Here is a 13,425-nt window from a genome sequence, read left to right as displayed (position 1 = left end):
GGTTGTCCAATGAGTCGGAAGAAGAAGGGGTTGCGTGCGGCTAGTTCGCCGCCGGGTTCACGATCACGCGCTCGAAATGCAGCGCGCTCGGCGCGCTCGCAAAGAACGGCTGAAGCAGCGCACGCCATTGCGCGAAGCGCGGCGATCCGCGAAAGCGCTGCATGTGGTCGTCGACCGTGTTCCAACGCACGAGCAGCCGGTATTCGCTGGTGTCTTCGATACAGCGCTGAAGCTCGTGATCGATATAGCCGGGCGTTGCAGCGAGCAATGCTTGCGCCGTGGCAAATGCGGCTTCGAAGCCCGCGTTGCTATCGGGCGCGATGCGAAAGTGTGCGATTTCGAGGATCATCGCGGGCTCCAGTGAGGCAGCGCGAGACCGGCGACGGGCGAGCGGAAGCTCGCAAGCGTCGTGCCGCCGAGACTGCCGAGATACACGGTGCGCAGATCGGGGCCGCCGAATGTGATGCTGGCCATCATCGGCGCGAGCGTGCCGCGGCACGCGCCCATCAGTTCGGGCGTGGTCGTGCCTTGCTGGTAGTGTTCTTCGTAGCGCGCGAGCGCTTGGGGATTGCCGTCGTCTAGCAGTGTCCACACTTCGCCTTCCGGCGTGAGCGCGATCAGCTTCTCGGTGAGGATCAGCGTGATCCACAGATTGCCGTGCGCATCGAACGCGAAGCCGTCGGGGAAGCCGCCCAGATCGTGCGGGCCGTAAATCTCGCGGTCGCTGAGCGAGCCGTCGTCTGCAACACGCAGTCGCGAGATGCGGCGCGCGTTCGTCTCGACCACGTACAGCCATTCCTCGTTCGCATCGAGGCGGATCTCGTTCGTGCCGACGAAACTATCGGCGACGATGCGGATACCGTGTTCGTCGATCAGGCCGACGTAGCCGTCCGCCGTTTTCTCGTTGATCGAGCGCGTCCACGGCACCTGGCGCGTCGTGACCGTGAACCAGATGCGGCCCTTCGAATCCGTCAGCACGAAATTGGTCTTGCCGAGCGGCGCGCCGTCGATGCTGTCGTACAGCGTGCGCGACGCGCCATCGCGCGTCATCAGCTCGATCGCGTCGGTGCCGAAGTTCGCGATCACGATGTTGCCTGCGAGATCGAACGCGAGGCCGTTGGGCAGCGTGCCGCCCAGCACGAGTTGCTGTGCGTCGCCGGAAGCGGGCGTGTGGGCATGATCTGGCTGCTGCGCAATCAGCGTCTGCGTGCCGTCAGGTGCGATGCGCATGACGCCGCCGCGCGCATCGGCTGTCCATAAAGTGCCGTCGGCCTCGGCGAGGATGCATTCGGGACGCAGCAGGTCGCGGCCGACCATCTGAATGTCGTCGCGGCTCACTTGCCATCCGCGCAAGGGATTGAACGAAGTCGTCATCGGAAAACGCGTTATGGGTTGAAGAGGGGGCGCTGTCGCGGGCTTGCCGCGCGTCACGCGGCCGGTCTGTCGACGGCGAACGGCTGGAGCAGTTCGATCAGGTTGCCACAGGCGTCCCGTACGAATGCCGTCGGATTGCCGTCGACGACCAGTTCGAACGCGATGTCTGCCCCTTGTGCGCGCAGTGCGGCAACGGCGCGGGGCACGTCGGGCACTTCGAAGCACATATGCTTGTTGCCGTGCGTGCGCAGATCCATGTTCGGCATGCGGCGCTCGTCGGGCAGCGGCGCGGCGCCGGGCACTTCGAAGAGTTCGATGCGATAGCCGTCTCGCCGCACGAACGCGATGCGCGCGGGAATCTTCTCGATCGTCATCTGCGATTCGAGCGCGAAGCCGAGCATGCGCCCATACCAGTCGATCGCAGCATCGAGATCGGGCACGCTGACGCCGAAGTGATGCGGGCGCAGCACGGGCAGAAGCGGCGGGTTCGGATGGTTAGAGGCCGAGGACCGAAGGGCTGTGCGCTCATCGTCGAGCTGCGGCGCGTCCTCCGGCAGCGTCAGCGGTGCTGTCGTCATGGTGGGCGTCTCCTGCTTGTCTGGCGCGCAGCGAGGCGCGTCATGTCGTTGGCTTGCTCGTACTGTAGAGACGTTCATCTGTCGAGACCATCAATTCCTAGTGGAAACACGCATTGATGCCATCGGATGATTGTCGGATAGTGCCGCCCTATGAGACTGGGTCACTTCGACATGAATCTGCTCGTCGCGCTCGACGCGTTGCTCGACACGCGCAGCGTCACGCGAGCGAGCGAACGGCTGCATATCGGCGCCTCGGCGACGAGCAGCGCGCTGGGGCGCCTGCGCGAGTATTTCGGCGATCCGCTGCTGATGCAGGTGGGCAGGCGCATGGAATTGACACCGCTCGGCAGGAGCCTTGCGCAGCCCGTGCGCGAAATCCTGCTGAACGTGCAGTCGACGGTCGTTGCGCGGCTCGAATTCGATCCCGCGCAGGCGCGTCGCAACTTCGTCATCCGCGCATCGGACTATCTGACGACGGTGCTGCTGACCAATGTGGTGCAGCGGCTGCAGCGCGAGGCGCCCGGCATCACGCTGCATATCGCCAACATGACCGACGACGTGTCCGAGCAGCTCGATCGCGGCGAAGTCGATCTCGTGATTTACCCCAGTATCTCTGTCAATCCAGCGCATCCTTCGCAGGCGCTGTTCGAGGAGAGCTTTAGCTGCGTGGTCTGGAAGGGCAATCCGCTGGTGGGCGATACATTGAGCCTCGAGCAGTACAAGGAGATGGGACATGTCGCGGCAACGTTCGGTGACAGCCGCAGCGTGAGCTTCGAAGGTCTGGTGATGGCCAATCTGGGCATATCGCGCACCGTCGAAGTCACGACGACGAATTTCAACACGCTGCCGCAACTGGTGATCGGCACGACGCGCATCGCCACAGTCATGACACGGCTTGCGCGGCTCTATGCACATTACCTTCCCTTACGCATTTTGCCGCTGCCGATGAACCTGCCGCCCCTCGTCGAAATGATGCAGTGGCATGCGATCAATACCAGCGATCCCGCGCATATCTGGATGCGCCGGGTGTTGCAGGAGCAGGCGCAGAGGTACGCGGACGCCGACACGACGGTATTCGTCTGATTGTGTAGCGCGGATTCGCGTTCGTTCGACGCAGTCAAATGGTCATGTCGACGCAATCTGATTGTGTCGTATGGTGTCTGCGGGAATCATTCGTCTCACACAAAACGGCAAGCGTTGCCCGGAATCTGCCGGCAACCGCTGCCAGAACGGTCAACGACAGACCTTCACAATCGGAGACGACCCCATGCATGTCCAGACGGAAGGGCGCCGCATCGCGCCCGCTGCCCGCGAAGCAACCTTCTTCCACGCACTGATTCTGCTCAGCACGGTCATTTGCGGCACGCTCGCGCCGACGGTGATCGGCCCCGTACTCCCCGCCATGCAGCGGCATTTCTCGGATGTGCCCGGCATCGAAACGCTGGTGCCCGTCGTCGTCACGATGCCGATGCTGGTGCTGGGCGCGCTCGCGATGGTGATCGGTGCGGTCAGCGACAGGATCGGCCGCAAACGCGTGCTGGTTCTTTCGCTCGTCGCGTATGCCGTCGCGGGCACCGCGCCGCTCTACCTCGACTCAATCCACTCGATACTCGTGAGCCGCGCGCTCGTCGGCCTTGCCGAGGCGGCGGCCATGACGGTCAGCACGTCGTTCATCGGCGATTACTTCAGCGGCACGCAGCGCGACCGCTATGCGTCGCTGCAAGTGACCGTCGCGTCGACCTCGGCGTTCGTCTTCAATCTGCTAGGCGGCGTGCTCGGCGCGCACGGCTGGCGCGCGCCGTTCGCAGCGTATGCGCTGCCGCTGCTGCTCGCGCCGCTCGTTCAGATCTTCATCTGGGATACGCGACGCGATGCGGGCACGCCGGGCTCGGACAGCCGCGCCGCCGTCGACGAACCCGCGTTCAACCCGTGGCTGCTCACGCTCATCTGCGTGGCCGCATTCGGCGTCGGAATGGTGTTCATGGTGGTGCCCGTCCATCTGTCGTTCATGGTGGTGCAGCTGGGCGTGCAGTCGACCAGCCAGATCGGTTTTGCCTACGCGATGAACAGCGTCGGGATCATCGCCGGCACGCTCGCGTTCGGCTGGTTCGTCGCGAGCCGGCTCTCCGTTTCGCAGCAGTTCACGCTGGGCACGGCGATCTGCGGTGCGGGTTTCGTGTGCATGGGCAGCGCGCATGACTTTGCGACGCTCACGCTCGGCGGCGCAATCAACGGCGTCGGCTGCGGTGTGATCCTGCCCGCGCTCGTCAGCTGGGGCCTGCGTTCGCTGCCGTTCTCGCGCCGTGGCTTCGGCACGGGCGCCTTCACCGCCGCGCAATTCGTGGGCTACTTCTGCAGTCCGCTGATCGTGATGCCGATGGTGGTGCTCTGTGGCTCGCGCTTCGCCGTCGTGCAAGGATGGGGCGTGGCACTGCTCCTTCTCGCCGCGTTCGGGTTCGCCGCTGCGCTCGTCAGTGCGCAACGCCTCAAGCTTAGCTGAGCGATAGCGGGAGGACGGCATGAAACCAGTCTTCAAACCCGCTCTGCCCGTTGCGCGGGGCGAACGGCTGCGCGGTAAGGTGGCCTTGGTCACGGGCATCGGCAGCGGCATCGGCCGGGCGTGCGCGCTCATATTCGCCGCGCAGGGCGCCCGGGTGGTCGGCTGCGATATCGATGCGGAGTCGGCCGCGCGCACTGTCGACGTGGCACGTTCCAACGGCTTCGAGATCGATAGCCTGCATCCCTGCGATCTGATCGATCCGAAGGGCGCGGCGAGCCTCGTCGAGTTCGCCGCCGCGCGGCACGGCGGTTTCGACATCCTCGTCAATGCGGCAGCGTTCGGCGCGTTCGCGTGGCTGCAGCAGATGGACTACCAGACGCAGTGGCGCCGGACCTTGATGGGCGAACTCGACATCGTCTTTCTGCTGTGTCAGGCCGCGTGGCCCGTGCTGATCGCGCGAGGCGGCGGGTCGGTGATCAACCTGGCGTCGGCCAACGCGGCCGTCGCGCTCGAAGGTTCGCCCGCCATCGCGCATTGCGCAGGCAAGGGCGGCGTGCTCGCGATGACGCGCCAGCTTGCGATGGAAGGTGCGCCGCACGGCATACGCGTCAACAGCATTTCGCCGGCGCTGGTCGAAACATCCGCCACGCGCGCACACATGGAAGCCCAGCCGGAGTTTCTCGAACGGGCGCTCGCGAAAGCGATGATCAAGCGAACAGGGCAGCCGGAAGACATCGCCTGGTGCGCGCTGTTCCTCGCTTGTGACGAGTCGAGCTGGGTCACAGCCGCCGACTTTCCGATAGACGGTGGCGCTACCGCCTGGTAGCGCGCCGCTACTCAACCGATCCCTTTCCCGTACGAACCGCGCCCGCCAGAGGCGCGGCGGGCACCGCTTTGCCTTCAAAAAACAAACAGGAGACACTTCATGTCAACGAACAGGTTTGGAGTTTTTGGTTTTCGGCATCCTCGTGCGCTGCGTCTGTCGGCGATTGCGATTGCCGTGATGCTCGCGAGCGGGATGGCGTTCGCGCAGGCATCGAGCGACACAAGCGCCGCCAGCGAGCCGACGAAGCACGCCGATGTGGAGGCCGCCGCGTCTTCCACGACGCAAGCCGGCGCGGCCGGGACGCAGAAGGCGACCGCCGGCGCCGCAAAGAGCACAGCGGCCCCGCAGACACTCGCGCAGGCAGGCGACTCGCTCAAGCAGGTCTCCACGGATCGCCCGACGGTCCACCAGGGCATCCCGTCCACCGACGAACTCGGCGTATCGCACGTCGGCAACGCGACGCCAGAACCGGCCGAAGGCCCGCGCCAAGGGCCTTTGTCGTCGATTGGACAAAAGATGAATGACTGGGGCTTCACGCCGGTCTTGAATCTCGTGCAGATGTACTTGACCAATCCGAGCGTCGGCCAGCAGACGGGCAACCATGAGGCGCTGACCTTCGTTTCGATTGGCGGCGATTTCGACCTGCAGAAGATCGCGGGCTTCAACGGCGCGACGATTCACTTCCAGCAACTGTTCGTGCCGTTCACGTACAACCTTGGATGGGGAACGCAGGTCGGCGACGTGCTGGCCGGCCAACCCGGCCCTTACGTGCCGAAGGTCTCGCATCTGGCGCTCTTCACATGGGAACAGAAGGCGTTTCACGACAGGCTCGACGTCGAACTCGGCAAGAGCAATCCAGGCCTGTATTTCGGCGCGCCCGTGTGCAACCAGGGCTTCGGTTGCCAGAGCGCGATCCTGCAGAACAACGCGGGCATGAACCCTCCGATCTACGTGAACTGGGGCGGACGCGTGCGCTACAGTCTGACGCCTGAATGGTCGGTGCAGGCGGGCGTCTGGCGTTCGAACCCGGCGTTCCCTTTCACGAACGGCTGGGAGTGGACGGACAGCGCTTCCGACAGCAACACATGGCTGGCGAATGCCGTGTATCGGACGACCTACGAGACCGATCCGTTTCCGAAAAGCTATGAGCTGATGCTCTACTACAGCACGCGAACGCAGACCGATCCGCTGACGCAGGGCACGCACAAGGGCACGTCGGGGTTGTATTTCGGCGGACGGCAGGTGGTGTATCGCCCGGATGGAGGCAAGGCAGGCGCGACCAGTCCGACTGCGCTTTCCGTGTACGCGACATCGACTGTCAGCTTCGATTCGCATGCGAGTACGGGGCTTGGCATGACGGGCGCCACCGGTCTGATTCTCGAAGCGCCGCTTCATAGCCGGCCGCACGACAGCTACTCGCTGAGCTTCCTGTGGGCCACGCTGACGCCGCATGAGCAGGAGTATCTGAAAGAGCAGAACCTCGCTGCGGGCGGTACCGGCTACACGGTCGGACGGACGCAATACGGGATCAAGCTCGACGCCAATATCGCGGTGGGCCGCAGCATCATCCTGAGCCCGTATGTGATGCGCACGTGGAATACGAGCACGTGGGGTAATCCCGCTTATGCAGGCACACCGAAGAACGGCTTCGTCGCCGGTGTACTCGCCAGTATCTTTTTCGACAGGATGCTGGGGCTGACAGATCACTGAAAAAGAACGCGTCAAAGGGGCCGCGTACTGCGGCACCTGAAGCGAGCCGTTTCGTCACTTCCGCATTCCTTTGTAGAAGACGTGAAATTGCGCATTGTTCAGCAAGGACCCCTCGCGTGGCGGCCGCACGATGCGCATCGCGCGCCGACCGCCGTTCGCCGGCCACCCGTGTAACGCCGGAAGATTGTATTCTCGCTCGCCCGATTTGATGCGCTGTCCTCGCGAGTTTACTCTGCGTCGCCGGGGCTGGTGGGAGACTCCGGTGGACTGCGATCCGCGCATGCGGGAAGGGAGGCATCGTTTGACGTCCGCTTGCGGCCGACGCTGCCTCGCCGAGGACCGCGGACCAGTGGCCGTTGCACTTGGTTAAGAGACCCTCGGACTAGCGAGATTCGACCGGCCGGAGAGGGTCGGGATGCGGCAGTAGGCTCCCCAAAATCATCGCCGGAAAGCGGCCACTGGTCTTTCGCAGCCTGAAAGCAGCCAGTCGTCAACGCTCATTCCCGACCCGTAAGCGCCGTTCGACGGCGTAATGCTTTGACGACGGATCACGGAACACAACGGCCGTTCCTGTTCTGCCTTGCCGTCTGCCGTGACATCGTTGTTTGTCGGGCTATAAGAACCGCCTTCGAGCGCGGCTTTCGAATCCGTCATCAAGACATCCGGCATTGCAGTCGAGTTTGGATGCCGGGATCCAGCTTCAAGGTCCGGAGATCGCTAGATGGATCGCCAAAGTTAGCATCATCGCTGCTGCGAACGCGTCGAGCATCCGCCATGCGATAGCGCGAGCGAAGAGCGATCTGCAGGACCGGGCACCGTAAGTCAGCAATAAAAACCACGTTAGCGATGCCAGCACGGCACCGACTGCGAGCGATAGACGCGAGTCGGCCGGTCGGTTTGCGATGATCGAACCGAATACCAGCACCGTGTCGATCCAGGCATAGGGATTGAGTAAAGAAACAGCCGCCGTGGCGAGCAAAGTTTGAAGGAGCGGCTGACCAACCGCGGCTTGAATGTCATCGACATTCTTTCTGCGAATCGCCGAACGCAACGCGATCAGTCCATTGCATGCGAGATAGACGATTCCGCTAAGAAGCGCGACGGATAGGAGGCTTGGGCTGCGTGACACCGCTGCAGCGAGACCTCTGGACCCGGCCGCAATCAAAAGTGCGTCACTTCCCGCGCAAACGCAGGCAATGAGCAGTGGATATGCACTAGGAATCGAAATCTTGACGACGAAGGTATCTTTAGGACCAACGGAGGCAAAGAGACTGGCGCCGAGCAAGACGCCTTCGACGAGCGCAGAGGAGTCGATCATGGATAGGCCGACAACCTCTTAAGCTGAACCGGTAATGGTTAAGTCATCAAAAACTATACTCGAAAGTCTCGGCTGTGCCAATTTGCTGGGCTGGACCGACGTGCGGGCGAGCCGCGCCCACGTTAGTCTGCCCAATAACGGTCGTTCGACGGCAGGAGCAAAAAATTGACAGTTCCCGGGAGCGCTGCCCTCCGCGTCGTGACTGCACCTGACGCTGCCCCCTCGTGCCATAGCGGTACGCGATCGGAGGTCTCTTGCCGGCGTTGAAAGGACATTCGAGCGTCTTGGGCAGCGCTGGATCGATTGATCGCAACTGGCCGATAGGGTGAGGTCGCCAACGGCCGCTTATTGGCGCTTCAATTCGCAAACGTGAAGTTGGCTGACTGACCGCTTCGGAGAAAGTTATCTGACCGGAGTGGGTCGACTACAGAAGCACACCCCGCGACGCGGGACCGCGGAGTCGCCGCGCCCAGCCGAACTTCCGTGTCCGGCCAGGAGCGGCCGATAGCCCCAGTTACGCGAGCGGCTGCTTTGGCACTCACCTCGGTCACACATCGAAGTCAAGCTGGCATTTCGCCTGCAACTCGCACATTCGATCGCTGGCTCATCACAGGGGAACTGCTCCGCGCGTTCTGACGAATTCGCCCGTCGATATTCGCCCACCGCGACTTCGCCCGATTGGCCAGCCGGGTCCTCGATAAGCCAGGCTTTACATCCTTCCATTATTTTCCTGCGTTTACGGCACGTGGCGTCGCTCCTAAGATGCAGTTACTTACTCACCTGCGAATTCGGCGGCCTCAAGCACATTAGATGGGGCGCGTGACGGACAGGTCAGCTGAGGGATGGTCCTTGCATTCCACTTCGCGACGGTTCAAGCGAGAAACCAGAGGATACGATGAGCAATAAGCAGATGAAACTCGGCCTGTCAATGAGATACATGGGGTACCACCTCGGGGCGTGGCGTCACCCGGACCTGCGCGCCGATGCGGCATCACAGTTCAATTCGTATCTGAACGTCGCGAAAATAGCAGAGGAAAACAAGTTTGATCTGCTTTTCCTCGCGGACGGCATCGGGATCCGATACGACGATGTTCCGAAAGGTTCGCTATGTCGCTCCAGCCACAATGTCGAACTCGAACCGCTCACGCTTCTATCCGCCCTGGCGAGCCGCACGCGCCGCATTGGCCTCGTGGCGACTGCCTCGACCACTTACAACGAGCCGTACCATATCGCCCGGAAGTATGGTTCGCTCGACCAGATCAGCGCGGGACGATGCGGATGGAATGTCGTCACATCGTGGTCGGAACAGGAAGCGTGGAATTTCAACCGCGCGAAACATCTCGACTATGACACGCGATATGAGCGCGCAGCTGAATTCGTCGACGTCGTGACGGGACTGTGGGACAGCTGGGACGCCGACGCTTTCGTGCACGACAAGGAATCGAGCGTCTTCTACGACGAATCGAAGCTCCACGTGCTCGGTCACGTCGGCAAGCATTTTTCGGTGCGCGGGCCGCTTAGCGTGCGTCGCTCGGCGCAGGGGCGGCCGATCCTGGTTCAGGCGGGAACCTCTGAAGTCGGACAGCAGATTGCTGCAAAGCATTGCGACATCGTTTTCGCTGCCCAGCAGAACATTGAATCGGCGAAGAAGTACTATGCGTCCGTCAAAAACCGGCTGTCTTCAAATGGGCGAACCGAAGACGATCTTCTACTGATGGTCGGACTGACGCCGATCGTCGGCCGGACGCGAGATGAAGCGCAAGAAAAATACCGGCAACTCGAAGAGCTGATCGATCCGCTCGTCGGCCTCTCCATATTGAAGCGTTCATTTGGGGACCTGTCGCATCTCGATCTCGATGGACCTGTGCCGAAGCCGGATCTCGAGAACGCAGGTTTGCGCAGCAGTGCCCAGATGTACTATGAAACCGCACAGCGCGAAGGGCTTTCTATCCGGCAGCTTTACAAACGGATTGCGATGGCGCAGGAGCATCTGACTGTCGTCGGAACGGCGAGCGACGTGGCCGATGCGATGGAGCAATGGATGGACGCAAAGGCCGCCGATGGCTTCAACATCGCGCCGACCCACCTGCCTCACGCACTGAACGATTTCGTCGAACTGGTTCTTCCGGAACTGCGCCGTCGGGGAAGATTCCGCGACGAGTACGAAGGCGAGACTCTGCGTGAGAACCTCGGCCTTCAGGTGCCGCGCAGCATGTACGCGTGAACGCATTCCAGTCAGTCCACCGATATCCAAACGAAACGAGAGAGCGGCAAAATGATGCGTTCTTCTGACCAGCAGGTTCTCCGCCAGGCGGTGCCCGTCGAGCGGGGCAATCCTGCCGATGACCTTCGGATGTTCCGCCGTTGCCTGAGCCAATACGGCACGGGCGTTGCCATCGTCACTACGTCGAATGGCACCAGCCGGTTCGCCGTCACGGTCAATTCATTTTCGTCGCTATCGCTCGATCCACCGTTGCTACTCTGGTCGATCGACAGGAAATCGCGCAGCTTCGAGGCCTTTTCTTCCTGCGAGCATTTCGCCGTCAACATCCTGTCGGCGGAACAGATCGAACTTTCGCGACACTTTTCGAGTAAGGTGATCGACAAGTTTGCGGACGTCGACTGGGTTCCTGGGCGCTTCGGTTCCCCGTTACTCTCCGGCTGTATCGCGCGCTTCGAATGTAGCGCTGAGGCGCGACACGATGGCGGCGATCATATGATCCTCATCGGCCGCGTGCAGCAACTGGAAAGATTCGACGGGATGCCGCTGATTTTTAGCCAGGGGCAATACAGCATACCGCTCGAGCATCCCGATGCGCCCGGCGAGCCGGCAGCGATGGCTGCCGAGAAGCCGAACGCGCTGGCGAATAACGTGTTGCAAATGATCTTCAATGCGCATCACGCGCTCTCCGACGCGTTCGAGGAGCATCGGCGCGCCGAAGGCGTCAGCATCGGCGTGGCGAGAGTGCTCGCCACCGTGCATGGCCATCCCGGCATCAAGGCGGATAGCGTCGCCGCTCAAACCTATCTTGGGCAGCGCGACGTTGAAGATGCCGTCGCCGAACTCGAGGGCAAGTCGCTGCTGCTTCATACGGAAGACGGTGGAATGCGGCTGACGCCTTCGGGCGTTGCGTTGCGCGAGGCGATCGGCGAGCGTTGGATCGCTTTTCAGAACGCGCAACTCGAGAGCATTCCTTCTGCGGATATCTCCGTTCTGATGCGCACCCTTAAGCGGTTGATCGAGCAGACCGTGCAGGAACGCACGGCGACGGCGGCGGTTAGCGGCGGATAAGGTATCGTCTGCAGATGTCTGGCATTCGCTCGCGGACAACGATGCGCTCACTCACACATCACCGGATTAGGCACGAGACAATGACCTGGGATTTCATCATCATCGGTGCTGGTTCGGCGGGATGTGTCCTGGCCAACCGTCTGAGCGCCGATCCCCTGCACAAGGTATTGCTTCTGGAAGCGGGAGGCAATGACAATCGCTTCGCCATCAAGATACCGGCGCTGGCGATGAGGGCGATGAACAATCCCGAGACGGACTGGATGTTCCCGACGGATCCCGATCCCACGCGCAACAACCGGACCGAGATCGTCCCGAGAGGGAGGGTACTTGGCGGGTCGAGCTCCATCAATGCAACGTGGTATGTCCGAGGGAATCGCGGCGACTACGATCACTGGGCGGAACTCGGAAACAGGGGATGGTCGTACGACGAATTGCTTCCTTATTTCTACAAGGTCGAGCGTAACCGCGATGGCGTGAGCGACGCCTACGGAAAGTCGGGTTCCATCATCATCAGCGAAATTCGTGGCGTGCCGAAGTTGACGCGTCTCTTTCTCGACGCGATGGAGGAGATCGGCTACCGGAAGAACGCGTCGTTCAATGCCGAGCCCACCGAAGGCGTCGCGATTCTCCACTCGACGCAACATCGCGGCATCAGATGGAGCGCGGCAACGGGCTATCTCCATCCGGCGAAAAGCCGGGCGAATCTCAAGATCCTGACTGGCGCACTTGTACGTCGGATCGTCATCGAGAACGGTATGGCGGTCGGCGTTGAATTCGACATGGATGGACGCACGCTCGTCGAGCGATGCACGGGCGAAGTCATCCTCAGCGCGAGCGCGATCAATTCGCCAAAAATACTCATGCATTCCGGCATTGGACCGCATGAGCAACTGGCCTCGGCCGGGATCAGGACCATCGTCGGCAACGAAGCAGTCGGACGCAACCTCCAGGAGCATCCCGCTTGCCAGGTCAAGGCGTTCGTCAACGTCCGCACGGCGAACCAGGAGTTCAACGTGCTCGGGATGATCAAGTACGGCTCCCGCTTCATCGTATCGCGCTCAGGTCAGGCAACGTTCTCGTATAGCGGCATAGGTCTTGTCCGCACCAGGCCCGAGCTGGCCTACCCGGATATCCAGTATCACTTCGGCGCATTTTCGTCGAGCTACACCGACCAGGGCATACGAATGGAAAAGGAAGCTGCCGTGAACCTGCAGCCGAACGTGAACCGTTCGCGGAGCCGGGGTTATATCCGTCTCAAGTCCGCAGATCCATTCGCGCCACCGGGCATCCAGTTCAACATGCTGAGCGACCCGTACGATTGCGAAACGCTTATTGCAGGCGCCCGGATCGCGAGGTCGGCGCTTCGTTCAAAGGCGTTCGCGCCCTATGTCACGGGCGAGTGCAAGCCTGGCGAGGATGTTCAGACGGATGACGAATGGCTTGCCTATCTTCGCGAGAACGCGGGCGGAAGTTTTCATCCTTGCGGGACCTGCAAGATGGGTACTGACGCGGACGCAGTCGTCACGCCGGAGCTCAAGGTGATCGGTGTAGACCGTTTGCGCGTCGTGGATTCGTCCATCATTCCGCAGATTCCAAGCGGGAACCTGAATGCAATCAGTCTGGTGATCGGGGAAAAGGGCGCCGATATGATTCTGGCAGAACGGGCTCGCGCCAGACACTGATCGCCGGTTCCCCCGACGAAGAGTCAGTCGCGCTATCACGTTTCGAATGCGCGTGGATCGACGTCGACCTGCTCATGGCAAACCGGCAAGCGTCCCTTCCCAGTATGAAATTGAAATCGCAGCACGTAGCAAGCGGGAAAAGATA

Annotated in this window: 12 protein-coding genes; 7 read left to right on the top strand and 5 right to left on the bottom strand. The window is 61.8% G+C overall.

Annotated elements, in window-relative coordinates:
* Positions 1–40 precede the first annotated feature (40 nt).
* From ACEN8U_RS28860 to ACEN8U_RS28850, 3 genes are read right to left on the bottom strand one after another with little or no spacing between them, the layout of a single operon-like run.
* Positions 41–349: an antibiotic biosynthesis monooxygenase gene (locus ACEN8U_RS28860; protein WP_310105500.1), complete on the bottom strand. Its 309-nt coding sequence runs from the start codon at positions 347–349 to the stop codon at positions 41–43.
* On the bottom strand, positions 346–1,374 hold the full coding sequence (locus ACEN8U_RS28855; protein WP_310105503.1) for an SMP-30/gluconolactonase/LRE family protein: 1,029 nt from the start codon (positions 1,372–1,374) through the stop codon (positions 346–348). The genes ACEN8U_RS28860 and ACEN8U_RS28855 overlap by 4 nt, the downstream gene beginning before the upstream one ends.
* A 53-nt stretch (positions 1,375–1,427) precedes the next feature.
* Positions 1,428–1,952 carry a VOC family protein gene (locus ACEN8U_RS28850; RefSeq protein ID WP_310105506.1) on the bottom strand — a complete coding sequence of 175 codons (525 nt, stop codon included), beginning with the start codon at positions 1,950–1,952 and terminating at the stop codon, positions 1,428–1,430.
* A gap of 150 nt (positions 1,953–2,102) precedes the next feature.
* Here ACEN8U_RS28850 and ACEN8U_RS28845 point away from each other — a divergent pair, with 150 nt between their 5' ends.
* From ACEN8U_RS28845 to ACEN8U_RS28830, 4 genes are all read left to right on the top strand, one after another.
* Positions 2,103–3,035, top strand: a complete 933-nt coding sequence (locus ACEN8U_RS28845) for a LysR family transcriptional regulator (RefSeq protein ID WP_310105509.1) — start codon at positions 2,103–2,105, stop codon at positions 3,033–3,035.
* 184 nt (positions 3,036–3,219) lie between these two features.
* Positions 3,220–4,452, top strand: a complete 1,233-nt coding sequence (locus ACEN8U_RS28840; protein WP_310105514.1) for an MFS transporter — start codon at positions 3,220–3,222, stop codon at positions 4,450–4,452.
* Between the two features lie 19 nt (positions 4,453–4,471).
* Complete coding sequence (locus ACEN8U_RS28835) at positions 4,472–5,278, top strand: SDR family NAD(P)-dependent oxidoreductase (protein ID WP_310105516.1); 807 nt, start codon at positions 4,472–4,474, stop codon at positions 5,276–5,278.
* Positions 5,279–5,377: 99 nt separating this feature from the next.
* The gene (locus tag ACEN8U_RS28830) at positions 5,378–6,988 is read left to right on the top strand and encodes a carbohydrate porin (protein ID WP_310105518.1); all 1,611 of its coding nucleotides are present in this window, start codon (positions 5,378–5,380) and stop codon (positions 6,986–6,988) included.
* Between the two features lie 438 nt (positions 6,989–7,426).
* On the opposite strand, the gene ACEN8U_RS28825 is transcribed toward ACEN8U_RS28830, so the two are convergent.
* On the bottom strand, positions 7,427–7,642 hold the full coding sequence (locus ACEN8U_RS28825) for a hypothetical protein (RefSeq protein WP_310105521.1): 216 nt from the start codon (positions 7,640–7,642) through the stop codon (positions 7,427–7,429).
* A 46-nt stretch (positions 7,643–7,688) separates the two neighbouring features.
* Positions 7,689–8,306: a LysE/ArgO family amino acid transporter gene (locus tag ACEN8U_RS28820; protein ID WP_310105523.1), complete on the bottom strand. Its 618-nt coding sequence runs from the start codon at positions 8,304–8,306 to the stop codon at positions 7,689–7,691.
* Between the two features lie 937 nt (positions 8,307–9,243).
* Between ACEN8U_RS28820 and ACEN8U_RS28815 the strand changes: the two genes are divergently transcribed.
* The 3 genes from ACEN8U_RS28815 (at position 9,244) to ACEN8U_RS28805 (ending at position 13,280) form a co-directional block, all read left to right on the top strand.
* Positions 9,244–10,530, top strand: a complete 1,287-nt coding sequence (locus ACEN8U_RS28815; protein ID WP_374725906.1) for an LLM class flavin-dependent oxidoreductase — start codon at positions 9,244–9,246, stop codon at positions 10,528–10,530.
* A gap of 51 nt (positions 10,531–10,581) precedes the next feature.
* Complete coding sequence (locus ACEN8U_RS28810; protein WP_148281756.1) at positions 10,582–11,598, top strand: flavin reductase; 1,017 nt, start codon at positions 10,582–10,584, stop codon at positions 11,596–11,598.
* An 80-nt stretch (positions 11,599–11,678) separates the two neighbouring features.
* Positions 11,679–13,280 carry a GMC family oxidoreductase gene (locus ACEN8U_RS28805; RefSeq protein WP_310105534.1) on the top strand — a complete coding sequence of 534 codons (1,602 nt, stop codon included), beginning with the start codon at positions 11,679–11,681 and terminating at the stop codon, positions 13,278–13,280.
* Positions 13,281–13,425 lie beyond the last annotated feature (145 nt).

Origin of the sequence: Paraburkholderia phenoliruptrix, from assembly GCF_047325075.1 — a bacterium.
GTDB classification, from domain to species: Bacteria; Pseudomonadota; Gammaproteobacteria; order Burkholderiales; family Burkholderiaceae; genus Paraburkholderia; species Paraburkholderia phenoliruptrix.
The sequence above is the reverse complement of the archived record's forward strand: the minus strand, read 5'-3'. Positions and strand labels throughout refer to the sequence as shown.